This is a genomic window from Mycobacterium neumannii (assembly GCF_048452905.1).
Lineage (GTDB): Bacteria > Actinomycetota > Actinomycetes > Mycobacteriales > Mycobacteriaceae > Mycobacterium > Mycobacterium neumannii_B.
Genome location: NZ_JBCGVF010000003.1, coordinates 1,205,049 through 1,219,666 on the forward strand (window position 1 = coordinate 1,205,049; position 14,618 = coordinate 1,219,666).

The following is a 14,618-nucleotide window of genomic DNA, read 5'->3' on the forward strand; positions in this document are numbered from 1 at the left end:
CTCAAGGCTTCCTACAAGGGGATTCGCGGACGTCGGATGACCTTGGCTGAAGGCGTCAACGACATCATCAGCAGGTTCAGCGTCCTTCATCCCGAACTGTCCCCCGAGGCTCTCGACCAGATTGGTCGATGCGTCGGATGGCAACTTCGCTGACTACTGACCCGCGTTGACTGTCCCAGGAGGGGATCCTGGGCAGTCAGTATCTCGGGATACATTGACTCAGCCCGCGAGAGTCAATCGCCAATCTCGGCTGCCGAGAATGTAATTGACGGCCCAGCGGGGTTGATGACGATTCCTCCGTGTCGGTTCTTGCGGATCATGTCCAGCACCCGGAGCGTGGTGAATGAGCCCGGGCCATCGAACGCGTTGTGCGCGGCGACCTCGGGAGCGCTGGTGAAAGCGACCAGGGCGGTTGAGCCATCACTCAAAGTCATTGATCGGAGCAAAGTTTTGCCCGGTACGGAGTTCCCGTCGGCTCCCAGCAGTAACGGCCCCTCCGTCAGTAGAACTTCCAGAACCTCCTGCCTGTCAGCGTCTCCGGCATCGAATGCGGCGAGCGCCGCTTTCAACGGCTCGTTGCTCGGGTTGCCCAGCGCGAAATCGATGTCCGCCGCCGACAGCGCACAGGTCGGACCTGCAGGATCTATATAGAGCCAAGCATCCCGACGGCTCCGAGCGAAACTCAGCGCGCCAGTCGCCGGCGTGGCCATCGACTGAATGCGGGTGTCCGAATCGTAGAGGCGCGCAATCTCCTCCTGCCGGGTGAACACATAGAGTGCTCGGCCGCCATCGGGTCCCGCACCGCCGCGGAATTGCAGATGCGCTCCGGCGGCGAAAGTACCGTCCTCGGGCTCGTCGGACCCGGTGACGTCGAAAAGCAGTTCGCCGTACATGCACGACCGCAGCACATCGAGGACACCTCGCTGGTCAGGCTTCGCCCCGAACGCCTCAACCGCTCGACGAGCCGTCGCGTTGTCGACGAGAGTCATGCGCCTCCGATCACGGTGAAGAACCTCCGTACGCATGAAATCACTCGGGCGCCGCAGGTACACACCGATCGATCAAGCGGGTTGGCACTCACGGACGACACCTGTCGCACCCACCATTCAGATGACGAGTCTTACGGCTTCTGGGTCAACGCCCCGGCGGAAGTTCCCGTGGGCCGCGACGTTCGTTCAGCTCACGCGTGCCACCCGCGCTCAACTCAGGGCGGCCCTCACCCCTCGTCACGGCCGACGACGTGTGTTCCGCGCCCACGCCTACCTGGCCGTAATCGTGACGACGGTCGTCGCCTCGGACGGTAGACACTGGCCGCACCTCACCCGTCGGATCCGAAACACGTTCTCTCGCATCGACTTCGCCCTCCTCGACGTGCGTCGTCACCTTGCGCGTGCGTCGCATCGAGAAGTGGATCTCCTCGGTCTCCTCGAGGACCTGCCGTGCGCTCCGCAACGGTCTTGTGGTGGTGTCGATCGCGTTGACGATGATCGGCGGCACCAGTGGACGTATCCAGCGCGCGGCGGCACGCGTGACATCCGGGATGCCCGGGATCAGCGGACGTCCGGACTCCTTGGCGGGCTCTACCGCGCGGTCTTCCTCGACGGGTGCGGGCAGGTTCTCCGCCACCTTCACATCAGGCGCCGGCGCCTCGGCCGCAACGAGGCTCGCCGCCTCGGCCTCCGCAGCTATCGGCAGGTACACATCCTCGGGCTCCGAAATACGTTCCGCACGTGTGGGAATCGCGGTGTCGACCGCTTCTATCACTCGGCGGCGCTGCTGCTCGCGATCGATCTCCAGCTGCGCCTCGACAGCCATGCGGGCGCTCGCCAGCTGCTGCTCGGCCCACATGGTGTCGATGGCCGCACGCACCTCGGCCCGCTTCACCGCGACCGCCGTGTCGGCCTCCAGCTCGGCGCGATCCCGCGCGACGTCGGCGGCGATCCCGCGATCCTGCGACGTCTCACCGCGCCACCGCCGAAGAATCAACGGCAGGAGGCTCAGCAGGACGAAGAAGCCGTCGACAAGGATCCGCAACACCAGCGCCCCCGGGTTCGCCAGCGTGTGGTCGTTCATCGCGACCCACTGCGCGCCGAGTCCCCGATCCGCATCTGTCGTCGCGGCCTGCCGGGCTTGCGCCAGCGCCTGCTCGGCGTCGGCGATCTGCGCATCGAGCGCAGGCGCGCGAAGATCGCGGTCGGCCAGCGCGGCGTCGAGGCTCCCCTGGGCGTCGGCGAGGAAGTCGTTTGCCGTCCGGTTCTCGGGCCCGGCGCCCGGCACGCCGGTGATGACGGTCTGCGGGCACTCGGGCCGGGGATTGAACTCGCAGCGCGCCACCACCAGCGCGTCCTGCCGGCGCTGCACGGCCCGCTCGACAGCGGCGTCGAGCTCGCTGCGCGCGGCCCGGCTGCGGTCCACGTCGGCTGCGGCCTGCGCGACAGCCGGGCTGGAATCGGCGGCCCGCGCCGCCCGCTCGTCGAGCAGCCGATCGACCGATCCGGAGAACACGACTACGGCGGCAAGCTCACCGATCACAAGCCCGACCGCGACCGCGACGGCAGCGCGTCCCGCGACACCAGAGCCACGTACGGGCCGCGCGGCGATCGCCCGGCTCAGGGCACCGATCAGCAGCCCGAACACCGAGGTCACCGCGATGACGGTCGCCAACGGCCAGGATGTCGACTGAGCCAGGGCGGAGGCGGCCACCAGCCATGCCAGCAGCGCCGTGACCAGCACCACCACACCGGCGCTGACCAAAGTGGACCGCTCGTGGCGGGCAGACACGTCGCGCGGCTCGCCGCCAGAGAGCCAGATGAGGCCCGACGCGGTCGGCGAGGCGCCAGTGCCGGCCTCAGAATTCCTGTGGACGCCCATGAAAACTCCAAACGTGCAGGTCAAGGCGTGACAGAGCGCTACCGACGGCCTTGTCGGCGATGTGCCAGGCGGAACCCCCCGCGGATCGCACCATCACGCCGTGCGAATGCGGGAATTCTCCCACAGCGGGGTGTCGGCCGTTCTCCGCGGACAGCGGGTCGCGCACGTATGGCCGTGTCACCGCACCGGCGCCGGCTCGTATGGTGACCGCATGAAGAAGGCGCGAATCGGCCGCATCGCCCAGCAGGTCGCGGCAATAGTTGTCACGGCAGTCACCGCGGCCTCGACGCTCAACGGCTACCGACCGCTGGTGCGCAAGGGCTACCCGTCGATCTTCTCGTTCGGGTTCGGTTTGGTGGTGAGCGAATTCCCACTGCAGACGCTGGCGAGCCAGATCGGCGGGCTGGCGTTGACCACTCGGCGCCTGAGCCGTCCGGTGCGCGTGGTCGCGTGGGTGGTGGCCGCTATCTCGGCGATCGGGCTGCTGAACTTCAACCGCGCGGGACACAAGGCGGCTGCCCCACTGACCGAGGCGTTGGACCGCGGCCTGGGCACCGATCGCCGCACCGACTCGTCGGGCCTGTGGCGCCAGCCGGCGGGCGGCGGTACCGCCAAGACCCCCGGCGCGCTGCGGATGATGCGCATCTACCGCGACTACGCCCACGACGGCGACATCAGCTACGGCGAATACAGCCGCGCCAACCAGCTCGACATCTGGCGGCGTCCCGACCTTGACCGGAACGGCAAGGCGCCGGTTCTGTTTCAGATTCCGGGCGGTGCCTGGGTGACGGGAAACAAACGCGGACAAGCACATCCGTTGATGAGTCATCTTGCCGAGCTGGGCTGGATCTGCGTGGCGATCAACTACCGCCACAGCCCGCGCAACACCTGGCCCGACCACATCGTCGACGTCAAGCGCGCGCTGGCGTGGGTCAAGACGCACATCGCCGAGTACGGCGGTGACCCGGACTTCATCGCGATCACCGGCGGCTCGGCCGGCGGGCATCTGTCGTCGCTGGCGGCGCTGACGCCCAACGACCCGCGGTACCAGCCGGGCTTCGAAGACGTCGACACCCGGGTGCAGGCCGCGGTGCCGTTCTACGGTGTCTACGACTTCACCCGCTTCGACGACGCGATGCATCCCTCGATGCCCGAGCTGCTCGAGCAGATGGTCATCAAGCAGCCGCAGAAGTCGGCCTTCGAGACCTACTTCGAGGCCTCACCGGTGAACCACATCACCGCCGACGCGCCGCCGTTCTTCGTCCTGCACGGGACTAACGACTCGCTGGTGCCCGTCGAGCAGGCGCGGGCGTTCGTCACCAAGCTGCGGGATGTCAGCACCCAGCCGGTCGTGTACGCCGAATTGCCGTTCGCCCAGCACGCTTTCGACATGTTCGGGTCGGCGCGCGCCGCGCACGCGGCCGTCGCCGTCGAGCAATTCCTCGCCGAGGTCTACGCGAACCGGCAGCAGGCGACGCAATCGAAAAACCTCCGCTCGTCGTGAGGCAGGTGCCGCCGCTATTGCCGTGACGAAACGGCCACGATTTTATGTGTCAAACAGGGCTGGGCCGGCGGTAGGCTCTCGAGCGTGGAGCCTGACAATCTTGAAGCCCGCGTGTCGGCGCTGGAAACCCAGGTGCGTGGGCTTGCGCAGCGGGTACAGGCGAGTGAGCAGGACGCCGCAGCGGCCCGTGTCCTCGCCGGCGCGGCCGACCGCGACGTCACCGAATTCCACACAGAGCTTCGCGACTTTCGTCGGGCCACTGTCTCCGGCTTCAACGCCTTGCGCGATGACATGACTGATTTGCGCAGCGAAATGCGCGGAAAACTCGAGGTAGCGGCCGCAGGCCAACAGCACATCGTTGACCTCTTGGAAAGGCTCATCGGCGATCAGGGCTGACGCTCGGCGAGCCGGCCAAACACGCCGTCTGCCATGCAACGTCCGATTACTGGTTTGCGCCACGGAGCCAATACCATGGCCACCGCTATGACCGACACTGCTCTGACGGCTGCGCCGAGCGCCGACGCCGCGCCACCTGGCCGTATCTCCACTGAGGCCGGCCGCCGCAGGACCTTCGCCGTCATCAGCCACCCCGACGCCGGCAAATCGACGTTGACCGAGGCGCTGGCGCTGCACGCGCGCGCGATCACCGAGGCGGGCGCGGTGCACGGCAAAGCCGGTCGGCGCGCGACGGTGTCGGACTGGATGGAGATGGAGAAGGCCAGGGGCATCTCGATCACCTCGACGGCGTTGCAGTTCCCGTACCGCGACTGCGTCATCAACCTGCTCGACACCCCCGGCCACGCCGACTTCTCCGAAGACACCTACCGGGTGCTGACGGCCGTCGACTCGGCGGTGATGCTCATCGACGCGGCCAAAGGTCTTGAGCCCCAGACCCTGAAGCTGTTTCAGGTGTGTAAGCACCGAGGGATTCCGATCATCACGGTGATCAACAAGTGGGACCGGCCCGGACGCCACGCCCTGGAATTGATGGACGAGATCCAGGAGCGAATCGGGTTGCGCCCCACGCCTTTGACGTGGCCGGTCGGTATCGCCGGCGACTTCAAGGGTGTGCTCGACCGGCGAAGCGGAAACTTCATCCGGTTCACCCGCACCGCGGGCGGTGCCACCGCGGCCCCCGAGGAGCACATCGCGGCGGCCGATGCCCACGCTGCTGCCGGCGACGACTGGGACACCGCCGTCGAGGAGAGTGAACTGCTGTCCGCCGACGGCGCCGATTACGACCGCGAGCAGTTCCTCAGCGGCGCGGCCTCACCGGTGCTGTTCACGTCGGCGGCGTTGAACTTCGGCGTGAATCAGCTTCTCGACGTGCTGGTCGGACTTGCGCCGGCGCCCAGCGGAGCGCTCGACGTCGAGGGAGCGCGTCGCGCAGTCGAATCACCGTTCAGCGCTTTTGTTTTCAAGGTGCAGGCGGGCATGGATTCGGCACACCGCGACCGCATCGCGTACGCACGGGTGGTGTCGGGCACCTTCGAGCGTGGAGATGTCCTGACCCACGCGGCGACGGGCAAGCCGTTCGTGACGAAGTATGCGCAGTCGGTGTTCGGCCAGCAGCGCGCCACGCTGGACACCGCGTGGCCCGGTGATGTCATCGGCTTGGCGAACGCCGCCGCGCTGCGCCCGGGTGACACGCTGTATCGCGATGTGCCCGTGCAGTATCCGCCGATCCCGAGCTTCTCCCCCGAGCACTTCGCGGTAGCGCGCGGCACCGATCCGAGTAAGCACAAGCAGTTTCGCCGCGGGATCGAGCAACTCGAGCAAGAAGGCGTTGTGCAGGTGCTGCGCTCAGACCGTCGCGGCGATCAGGCGCCGGTGCTGGCTGCGGTCGGCCCCATGCAGTTCGAGGTGGCGGTGCACCGGATGGCGGCCGAGTTCAGCACCCCGATTGCGTTGGAGTCGCTGCCGTATCAAGTGGCGCGGGTCGTCGACCCCGCCGACGCCGAGTTCATGGACAAGCAGGTGTCGGCCGAAGTGCTCACCCGCAGCGACGGCATCATGCTCGTGCTGTTCTCCACCCCGTGGCGGCTCGACGGCTTCCAGCGCGACAACCCCGACATCAAGCTCGGGTCATTGGTCGCGGCGTAGGACGACGCGCCTAGGGCGCCGTATCAACCCGGCGGGTCGAACGTGACGACCTCGCCCCGATTGATCGACACCCAGTCCCTGGCCTCCAGATACGGGCGGAAGGTCTCGGTGATGGCCTGCTGGTCGGCGGGCGTTTTCGGCCGCTGCAGCTCGTAAAGGTGCGGGAACTCAGTCCAGGCGACGACGGAGTCCCACAGCCGCAGCGCCGCCTCCCCCGCCGGCGGGTCAATGAGCACCGGCCCGAACAGGCACTGCCCGTCGGGAAAGAACAGCGTCGGCACGCCGTAGCCGCCGGCGTCGACGACGCGCTGGTGGTCGGCCATCACCTCGTCGTTGGTGGTCGGGTCGGCGATGGCCTGGTCGACGAGCCCGGGTTCGAAGCCGAGTTCCTCCAAAAGGGCTCGGGCGACGGCCTTTTCGTGTGGTTTATGTCCTTCGACGTGGAGCGCTCGTGCTGCGCGTTCGTACCATGCGTCGAGGTCGGCCATCGACTGCCGGCGCAACAGCGCGCCGATGCGCATCATCGACCAGCCGTACGACCACTCGCGCTCCCACGGATGCTTCTTGCCGTCCTGACGGTTGATTTCCTCGAGGCTGAAGAAGCGCCAGTTCACCTCCAGGCCGCTCAGATCGCGCACCTCGCGGATCCACCGTGATGTCTGATACGCGAACGGGCACATGACGTCGAAGTGAAAATCAACGGCAACAGGACGATTAGTCACATCGGAACCTCGGATCTGCGCGGCCAACGGTCGCCATCCTGCCAGCTGGACATGCCGGAGTCGACGGTCGTACCGTCCCGCGTCAGGCAGGCGGCAGCGTGCGCCGTGAGGCAACGGTGGGTTCAGGCCCGCACCGTCGGCCAGAGGAGGTCGAACAGTCGCTCTTCCCAGCCGTTCGCAATGCGGCCCGTGCGAGCGCGCTCGGCGATGACTGCGCCGACCACGGCGTTGATGAGGGTGGCGCCGTCAACGTCGGCGCGGAACGATCCATCGGCCTTGGCCGCGTCGATCACTGATGTCAGTTCGGCCCGCTCCTTGGCCAGGATGCGGCGGAAGAGCTTGGTGAAGTCGGGGTCGTCGTCGGTGAGCATGGCGGCGAGACCGCCAAAGCCGATGCCGACCTCGATGGCCTTGACCGCCTCTGCGATGAGCCAGCGGAACCGATCCGGTGCCGCGGTTGATGCGGCGAGGGGTTCAGGAGAGGTCACCCGCGTCAGCGCGGCGGCAAGCATGTCGCGGCGGTCGCGATGTCGCCGGTAGATGGTGGTCTTGGCGATGCCGGAGCGCGCCGCCACCGCCTCGACGGTCACGGAGCTGGGCCCTTTGGTGCGCAGGAGCGCCAGGGTGGCCTCGGTGATGCCGTCGTCGACGTCGCGTCGCTGTCCCATCGCACCTCCTCTGGCCGGGAATATCTCCGGCTGCAAAAACGCTACACTAAACGTAGCGCTACGATGCGCGTAGCGTTTCGTTGAAGCTTACGAGAGGTGCTTTTGATGTTGAAGGCGATAGGACGAATTCCACCGACTGCGGTTGGGTATGTGTCCCTGCTGCTGAGTTTCGCGGCGCTCGGGACGTTCGTTTACGCGCTGGCCGCTCAAAGTGCGGTGGCGGGAATCATCGGGGCCGGCATGGTCGTGTTGATGGTGGCGGCAGTGGCGGGCTTCCGCGTTGGTGCCCGCAAGCGCGTGGAGTCCAACGACAGCGGTATCGAGATCCCCAGCGAGAACATCTGGGCGCGACCGCTGCGCCGCGAGCAGATCGACCACTATCTGTCGACGTACCGAGGTGTGCGCGATAACCACGAGCAGTTGTTGGACGCCGCCACGTCCATGCCCGCTGAGCCGACGAGGGAAATGGAACGGCAAGCCGCCTGACGCTTCGCACGCTGCGCCCGGGTGACACGCTGATCGCGATGCACCCGGGCAGTTCACTAGATACCGAGCCTCGGTGCGAGACCTCCGGGGCGATCCCAGAAGAAATTGGTGCGTCCCGGTGCGCCGGGGGCGTGTTAAGAATCTAGACACACCATCAATTCGAGGCGGGGTATGTCTGTGCTGGTCGATCCGGAGGTCCTGCGGGTCTTCGCCGCGCACGTCGATGCCGTCAGCGGTCACATCACGGGAGCCGCGGTGGGCCCGACGGCCACTTCGGCGGCCGACGGGTTGCCCGGGGCGACAACGCAGTGGGCGGCGAGGTCGGTCGGCGAGCATTTCTCCAAAGTGGCCGAGAACCTGGCGCAGAACGTGGCTCGGATGGGCCAGGCCGTGCGCGGTGCCGGGGACACTTTCGAAGTGACTGACGAGGCCTTGGCCGGCGAATTCGACGGGCTGTTCTGATCCGATGCTGCCCTCTCGCCCGACTCTCCAGAGTTGGAATCCAGAGTCGTTGGCGACGTCGGCCGCGGCGATTATCACGGCAGCGCAGACAGTCGTCGACGGCGTGTCGGGCATCGACGACGCCTGCACGCGGATGCCGGAAACGCGGGCATGGTCAGGCAAGTCGCACGCCGCGGCGAGCGCAATGTTCGGTCGAGCGGCGCACCAAGCGTCGATGTTCTCGGACTACGCCAAGGCGGTCTCGGCGGCGTTGAGTAGCGGTGCCGAGTCGATCGGGAGTGCGCGTAAAGCGTTGTTGGCCAAGGCTGACGAACTCGACGCGGGTCCGCTGAACGTCACCGATCAATGGGTCGTGCTCGTCGACCCGGTCTACATGTCCGAGGAGGATATGGCCAAGCTGCAGGCGTTGGCCTTGCAGGCGCAGGCCACCGTCAACACGATGCTGATCGCTGTCGGCGATGCGGACAACGCGACCGCGAACGCGGTGGTGGCCGCAGGGAGCCAGTTCGGGTTCGTTGAGGCGGGACTGCCAGCCGATCTGGGGGGCATCCTGCTACCCACGGCGCAGCGACCACCCGATGAGGTGGCCGACCCCCGAACAGCCATCGGCGCGGTGGCGCAGGAGGTGATTCGTTCTGCTGATCAGCAGAAGAACGTTCGGGAGGTCGTCGAGTCCACGAACGCATACGGCGAGGACGTGACGACGGTGGTCAAACAGGACGGCAGCAAGGCCGTCACCACCCGCATGGATCCGTTCGAGTGGCCCAGCAAGCAGAACTTCTACGAGCTCGAGGAGTTCGACAAGAACGGTGACTTTGTAGCGCGCACCAGTTCGTGGCATGACCTGTCCAACGACTGTGACTACACCTCAATCACTTTCGCGGACGGCTCGAACTGGACGATGTCGATGGACCCCACCGGCCACCGACAGGCCGGATTCACTACTGCAGACGGTCGGCACAGTGCGGTGCCCGTCGAGCTGATCGACAACATATCGACGGGTACCACTGCTGCGATGTCGGGGCTGGAGAAGCACATCGCCCGTGGCGGTTCCTTGCCGATGGTCACCGCGGAATCGGTCGAAAATATCGGAAAGACAATGAAGTTCGGCGGACCGGCAGTGACAGTCGCGACAACGGTCTTCGACATGGTGATGGCCGAGTCCGGAAGAGACCGATGTATCGCGCTGGTGGCGGGGGTGGCCGGCGGCGGTGGTGGCTGGGGCGGCGCAGAGCTCGGTGCGGCGGCTGGCGTGGCGACCGGCCCCGGAGCGCCATTGGCCGTGCCGGTATTCGCGGCTGCCGGGGGGCTACTCGCAGGACTCGGCGGCATGAAAATGGGCGAATTCATTGGTGAGGTCGTGTGTCCGTATTGAATCTTCCCGAACCGCCGAATTGGGCCGAGAGCGGCCGACTCCCGCTCTGGGTGCGACTGGGACTTCTTGTTGCGCTCGGGTACGTGATTGGCCAGGGCGCTCTCACTGTCGTCCGTGGCAGCTATCTCACGGCCATCGTGTGGTTCGGAACCTTTGGACCCTTGTTCTTGCTGATGCTCGCGCTGGCGTTTGCGACCAAGCGGGTGGTAAGAGCGCGTACGACTGCCGAGCGCACAGGGTTCACGGTATGGCCGGACAAGACATTCACGGTGCTGTACTTCGCGTGTCTGGCATTGACGGTGCCCTTCGCGGCCATGTTCGCAATATTGTTGCCGCGGGGAATGATTGACATTGACACGACGCGCGGGATGCAGATCTTCTTCCCTATCGGATTCGCGGCGCTTGCTGTGGTGGCGGCCATGGGTTTGGTCGCAGGAGTGCGGCGACGCGGCGTCGGATACCTCAAGTTCACCCCAGCGATGATCGAAATCGCGAACGTGTTCGATACCAAAACCCTCGAATGGAACGACATCGTCGACGTCAAGGACCATTCGGACACCAAAGACGGGAAAAAGGCAGGCAGGTCGGTGGTGCTGTGCCTGCGCGATGGCAGCGAGGAAGTCATAGGCGGCCTGAACTTGTACGTGCCGACCGGTGTGCCGCTCTACTGGATGGTGCGCCATTACTGGAAACATCCCGAGGATCGGATGGAGTTGGTGGATCACCGTGCGGCCGAGCGGTTTCGTGACGGGCGATTCGCGCTCGATTGACGACCGAAGCGCTCGGCGGCGACAGGGCACGCGGCGAAGCCGCGCGCGGGGGCATGGACAGCGACCGGTTACGGGCCGCGTTCGGCCTGATTCAACCCGGCTGACGTCTCCTGCCATGGAGCCGCGCCCACTCGATCAGCGGCCTCGTTCACTCCCGCGGCTGAGACCGTCGCGAGATAGTGCCCTTTCACTGCCGGCTCCCCTACCGCGACGAACTCATCAACGGGCCGGCCCCTTAAGCGTCTCGACGTCAGCCGCCTCAGCGCCGCGCCTCGCAGTGCGGGCCGACCTGCTCGGGCCGTCACCCAGAGTCGTTGTCAGACATGGACTATCGTCAGGCCCGCAACACCCTCTAGGACATCGAAATCCCCGTCCTGAGTGACTACCGGCAGCTGCCTGGCGGCGGCGATTGCAGCGATCCATAGGTCATTGATCCGGACCCGTCGGCCCGCCTCGGCCACGTGGACGCGTAGCAGCGCCCAAAGTCGAGCCGCCTCTTCGTCGACCGGAAACGCGGTCATATCTGCGACCGCATCCAGCGTACGAAGGCGACGCGCCCGGATCTCCGAGGTCCGCGCCGCGAGGACACCTGCATTCAGTTCGGCGAGAGTCACCACCGTCGTGGCCAGCTGCTCCGGAAGCAGTGACGTCTCCAGTTGCCGCCCGTTCTCGTCGGCGATGAAGACCGAGGTGTCGAGGAGGCCGGCCACGGGCCGATCGGTCGTCACAACTCGTCGAGGTCCTCGGTGGTTTCACCGGCGAGCTCCGCGAGGTCATCACGCAAGCCGGGGTCCGCCTGGCTGGTTTGGAGCCGCTTGACCAATTCTGCCTTCGACACCCACCGCCGACGTTTCGACTCGACAGCGGCGATCACCGCGACGGCTCGTCCATTCACCGTGATCGTCACCTCTTCGCCTGCTTGAACGCGACGAAGCACGCCGGCCGTGTCGTTTCGCAGTTCGCGGGAGGCCACCGTGGACATGCTACGAGCGTAGCACTTATGTAGCACATAGATCGCCCGACCGAGTAAGACGCCGACAGGTACTCCACGGTGGTCATGCGGTCGCTTCCCAGCCGTAACGGCTGTCGAGCAACGCCGTCACGCTTCTTGACTGCCAAGCGCGGCCGTCGGGAGCGCGTTGACCCGACGAATTCAGCACCCGCGCGGCCGCTGCGCGAGTCACTCCGCACCCCTCTACCAGCCAACACACATAGCCGAGGAGGGCCTGGCGGCGCTCGGGCCATGGCAACCCGGCCTGGGGAAGTGTTGGTGGCCAATCATTTTCGTGCGAGCCCACTGGCATGGCAGTCGCAGCCTGCGCGACGACCCTCTCGAGACTTTCCACCCCTGCCGCGGCCAGCGCCGCCCGATCGAGAGCGTCGACGGCCTGCACCTCACACCGCAACGCGTGGTCGATTTCGTTTATGCCACCCGCGTCTGGGACGGGCCAGAAATCGTGGCCCACCAGCAGGTCGAGTCCGTGCCGTTGCAGCACCAGGCTCAACCGACGGTAATGCTGCTCGCGTCCGAGGTCCGCGAGCGGATCAGGCATCCATATCGGCAGCCGGGTCGCGATCGCCCGGGCTACCGCTGCGACGACGGCTTCGACCTCGGTCAAGTGGTCGTGCGAGGCGGGCGCGCCTGAGGCGAAAGCAAACATCGCGGCGATCGTGGCTGAACGCGGCTCGGCGCGAGCCGTCAATTGTTCACAGCGGCGGACGGTTTCGTCGTCGCCGAGCACGATGACCGGTGGTGCGGTCGCGTTGTTGGGTCGAATCAAGGCCAGCTCCCCTCGGCAGGCGAGACACCGGGCCGGGCTGAGGCGGGGCGTCTTCGAAGTTGATTCGACGGTATCGGCACCTGCCGACAATTCTGTGCGCCCGCGACGAAGTCGCGAAGTCCCGCCCCGAGGAATGGGAAGACGCCGCGGGAAAGATTTGAGAACACGCGCGTCGCCGACACCCGCCTGTACAACGCCTGCGAGTGCGGGACAGGTCTATGGCGTGGTCAGGACACCGCCGCGCCGAGTTCTGCGTAGACGGCGGCTTCGAAGCCGAGGATTGTCTCGACCATCTTGGCGTCGAAGAACGGCAGCAGCTGCGTGGCGATGACGGCGCCGATCCCCGCCTTGCGGTCGATCCAGAAGAAGCTGTTGAACAGCCCGGACCAGTCGGCCGAGCCCGCGCTGCGCATACCGGGTAGATCCGTCAGGTACAGGTGGAAGCCGAGGCCCCATCCCTGCGGCACGTCGAGCAGCTCGACCGGGTTGGCCAGCTCGGGGACGGTCGGTTCCATCTTCTTCGGTAGTGGCGCGCCGTCGAGATGGTCGCGCAGGGCGAGTTCTACGGTCTCCTCCTTGAGGATGCGCGTTCCGTCGAGCTCGCCGCCGTTGAGCCAGGCGCGCACGAAGCGGCCGTAGTCGGCGATCGTGCCGTAGGAGCCGTGGCCCGCGGCGTCCCACTCGGGGTTGGGAGGCAGGTCGAGGTCGGTCGGTACGAGGCTGCCGTCCGGCGCGCGAAAGCGGATGGGCAGCAAGCGAGCACGTTGTTCTTCGGTCGGGGCGAATGTCGAGTCGGTCATCCCGAGCGGGCCGTAGACGTGCTCGGCGAGGTATTCGGCGAGCGTCTGGCCGCTCACGGTTTCGACAACCACGCCGAGCCAGTCGGTGCTGACGCCGTACTCCCAGACCGTGCCGGGATCGTTGACCAGCGGCGCGTGGATGCCCTGCTTGAGTCCGTCGAGCGGGGTGGGAAAGCCTTGCTCGGTGCAGAAGGTGAAGAGCTTCTGGTTCATGAAGTGGTAGCCGCAGCCGGCCGTGTGGTTCATCAGCTGGCGGACGGTCGGCTGCGTCTTGGGCGCGCGGAGGACGGGTTCACCGCTCTCGAAACCGTCGAGCACCTGAAGCTCCCCGAATTCGGGCAGGATCGAGGCGACGGGCGCGTCGAGTTCGACGCGACCCTGCTCGACGAGCTGCAGCGCGGCGGTGGTGGCGACGGCCTTGGTCATGGATGCGTTGCGGAACATGCTGTCGGACTTCGCATCTCCGGCGGCGCCCTGGTAGAGGACGCCGTCGCGGCCGACCACCGTAGCGGCGATGCCGTGCAACGAACCGTCGGTGGTGACCCCGTTGAGCAAGTCGTCGATTCGCTCGAACCCCATCTGAAGCTCCTTTGCTTGGGGATCTGCTAGCAATCATCGCATGCAAGGAGGGAGATCAGCGTCGCCGAGGTCGGGGTGGGCCGGCGGCATAGCGGAGGGCCATTTGAAGCGCCGGACCGCTGCGCCATTCCTGCGCGGCGTTTAGAGACTGTCCCTCCGCTTCGATTTGAGAGATACGTTGCTGGAGGGCTTCATCGGGCCTCTTGCGACTCTCCGTCGCATCGCCACCACAGCGACGGCACGACCCGCCGACGACGTGGCCGGGCGGGTGTGGACAGCGATCCGGCGCGGTGCATTCGCACACCAACGAGAACTGCTTGTAACGAGTGGCGTAGCCACAGCGGTCGCAAGGGTGGTGCATATGGGGAATTGAACCCACCTGATAAGGCATAACTGTCTTCCTTCCTCGGGGCGACCGGTCGATCGATAGGCACTCTTGCTGCCGTCAAGCAGGAAGATTGCCGCATTCGCGCCGAAGCGGTCACTGCTCGCTTCTC

At 66.2% G+C, this 14,618-nt stretch carries 15 protein-coding genes; 7 read left to right on the forward strand and 8 right to left on the reverse strand.

Going from position 1 to position 14,618, the window contains the following annotated elements; genetic code table 11:
* Nucleotides 1-233: 233 nt before the first annotated feature.
* Nucleotides 234-989, reverse strand: coding sequence for an SseB family protein (locus AAHH99_RS12180; protein WP_418768836.1), 756 nt, complete (start codon nt 987-989; stop codon nt 234-236).
* A gap of 145 nt (nt 990-1,134) precedes the next feature.
* Nucleotides 1,135-2,871, reverse strand: coding sequence for a DUF4407 domain-containing protein (locus AAHH99_RS12185; RefSeq protein WP_418768837.1), 1,737 nt, complete (start codon nt 2,869-2,871; stop codon nt 1,135-1,137).
* Between the two features lie 211 nt (nt 2,872-3,082).
* On the opposite strand from AAHH99_RS12185, the gene AAHH99_RS12190 reads away from it, so the two are divergent.
* From AAHH99_RS12190 to AAHH99_RS12200, 3 genes are all read left to right on the forward strand, one after another.
* Nucleotides 3,083-4,375, forward strand: a complete 1,293-nt coding sequence (locus AAHH99_RS12190; RefSeq protein ID WP_067388346.1) for an alpha/beta hydrolase — start codon at nt 3,083-3,085, stop codon at nt 4,373-4,375.
* An 84-nt stretch (nt 4,376-4,459) separates the two neighbouring features.
* Nucleotides 4,460-4,771 carry a hypothetical protein gene (locus AAHH99_RS12195; RefSeq protein ID WP_064345961.1) on the forward strand — a complete coding sequence of 104 codons (312 nt, stop codon included), beginning with the start codon at nt 4,460-4,462 and terminating at the stop codon, nt 4,769-4,771.
* 87 nt (nt 4,772-4,858) lie between these two features.
* The gene (locus AAHH99_RS12200; RefSeq protein ID WP_418768838.1) at nt 4,859-6,478 is read left to right on the forward strand and encodes a peptide chain release factor 3; all 1,620 of its coding nucleotides are present in this window, start codon (nt 4,859-4,861) and stop codon (nt 6,476-6,478) included.
* Between the two features lie 23 nt (nt 6,479-6,501).
* On the opposite strand, the gene AAHH99_RS12205 is transcribed toward AAHH99_RS12200, so the two are convergent.
* The gene (locus tag AAHH99_RS12205) at nt 6,502-7,200 is read right to left on the reverse strand and encodes a DsbA family protein (protein WP_418768839.1); all 699 of its coding nucleotides are present in this window, start codon (nt 7,198-7,200) and stop codon (nt 6,502-6,504) included.
* A 122-nt stretch (nt 7,201-7,322) separates the two neighbouring features.
* On the reverse strand, nt 7,323-7,868 hold the full coding sequence (locus AAHH99_RS12210; RefSeq protein WP_418768840.1) for a TetR/AcrR family transcriptional regulator: 546 nt from the start codon (nt 7,866-7,868) through the stop codon (nt 7,323-7,325).
* Between the two features lie 150 nt (nt 7,869-8,018).
* Between AAHH99_RS12210 and AAHH99_RS12215 the strand changes: the two genes are divergently transcribed.
* The 4 genes from AAHH99_RS12215 (at nt 8,019) to AAHH99_RS12230 (ending at nt 10,961) form a co-directional block, all read left to right on the forward strand.
* Nucleotides 8,019-8,354, forward strand: a complete 336-nt coding sequence (locus AAHH99_RS12215; RefSeq protein ID WP_418768841.1) for a hypothetical protein — start codon at nt 8,019-8,021, stop codon at nt 8,352-8,354.
* 177 nt (nt 8,355-8,531) lie between these two features.
* Nucleotides 8,532-8,816 carry a type VII secretion target gene (locus AAHH99_RS12220; RefSeq protein ID WP_418769609.1) on the forward strand — a complete coding sequence of 95 codons (285 nt, stop codon included), beginning with the start codon at nt 8,532-8,534 and terminating at the stop codon, nt 8,814-8,816.
* Between the two features lie 4 nt (nt 8,817-8,820).
* Nucleotides 8,821-10,191 carry a hypothetical protein gene (locus tag AAHH99_RS12225; RefSeq protein WP_418768842.1) on the forward strand — a complete coding sequence of 457 codons (1,371 nt, stop codon included), beginning with the start codon at nt 8,821-8,823 and terminating at the stop codon, nt 10,189-10,191.
* Nucleotides 10,179-10,961, forward strand: a complete 783-nt coding sequence (locus AAHH99_RS12230) for a hypothetical protein (RefSeq protein ID WP_418768843.1) — start codon at nt 10,179-10,181, stop codon at nt 10,959-10,961. The genes AAHH99_RS12225 and AAHH99_RS12230 overlap by 13 nt, the downstream gene beginning before the upstream one ends.
* 317 nt (nt 10,962-11,278) lie before the next feature.
* Here the strand turns inward: AAHH99_RS12230 and AAHH99_RS12235 are convergent, their stop codons facing one another.
* The 4 genes from AAHH99_RS12235 to AAHH99_RS12250 form a co-directional block, all read right to left on the reverse strand.
* The gene (locus tag AAHH99_RS12235; protein ID WP_418768844.1) at nt 11,279-11,689 is read right to left on the reverse strand and encodes a type II toxin-antitoxin system VapC family toxin; all 411 of its coding nucleotides are present in this window, start codon (nt 11,687-11,689) and stop codon (nt 11,279-11,281) included.
* The gene (locus AAHH99_RS12240; RefSeq protein ID WP_418768845.1) at nt 11,686-11,943 is read right to left on the reverse strand and encodes a type II toxin-antitoxin system Phd/YefM family antitoxin; all 258 of its coding nucleotides are present in this window, start codon (nt 11,941-11,943) and stop codon (nt 11,686-11,688) included. The genes AAHH99_RS12235 and AAHH99_RS12240 overlap by 4 nt, the downstream gene beginning before the upstream one ends.
* Nucleotides 11,944-12,016: 73 nt before the next feature.
* Nucleotides 12,017-12,742, reverse strand: coding sequence for a hypothetical protein (locus AAHH99_RS12245; protein ID WP_418768846.1), 726 nt, complete (start codon nt 12,740-12,742; stop codon nt 12,017-12,019).
* Nucleotides 12,743-12,969: 227 nt separating this feature from the next.
* On the reverse strand, nt 12,970-14,121 hold the full coding sequence (locus AAHH99_RS12250) for a serine hydrolase domain-containing protein (RefSeq protein ID WP_418768847.1): 1,152 nt from the start codon (nt 14,119-14,121) through the stop codon (nt 12,970-12,972).
* Nucleotides 14,122-14,618: the final 497 nt, after the last annotated feature.

What these genes read in the sequence shown, in the direction of transcription:
- AAHH99_RS12180 (WP_418768836.1), bottom strand. Translation starts at nt 989, where the DNA reads ATGACTCTCGTCGACAACGCGACGGCTCGTCGAGCGGTTGAGGCGTTC.
- AAHH99_RS12185 (WP_418768837.1), bottom strand. Translation starts at nt 2,871, where the DNA reads ATGGGCGTCCACAGGAATTCTGAGGCCGGCACTGGCGCCTCGCCGACC.
- AAHH99_RS12190 (WP_067388346.1), top strand. Translation starts at nt 3,083, where the DNA reads ATGAAGAAGGCGCGAATCGGCCGCATCGCCCAGCAGGTCGCGGCAATA.
- AAHH99_RS12200 (WP_418768838.1), top strand. Translation starts at nt 4,859, where the DNA reads ATGACCGACACTGCTCTGACGGCTGCGCCGAGCGCCGACGCCGCGCCA.
- AAHH99_RS12210 (WP_418768840.1), bottom strand. Translation starts at nt 7,868, where the DNA reads ATGGGACAGCGACGCGACGTCGACGACGGCATCACCGAGGCCACCCTG.
- AAHH99_RS12225 (WP_418768842.1), top strand. Translation starts at nt 8,821, where the DNA reads ATGCTGCCCTCTCGCCCGACTCTCCAGAGTTGGAATCCAGAGTCGTTG.
- AAHH99_RS12240 (WP_418768845.1), bottom strand. Translation starts at nt 11,943, where the DNA reads ATGTCCACGGTGGCCTCCCGCGAACTGCGAAACGACACGGCCGGCGTG.
- AAHH99_RS12250 (WP_418768847.1), bottom strand. Translation starts at nt 14,121, where the DNA reads ATGGGGTTCGAGCGAATCGACGACTTGCTCAACGGGGTCACCACCGAC.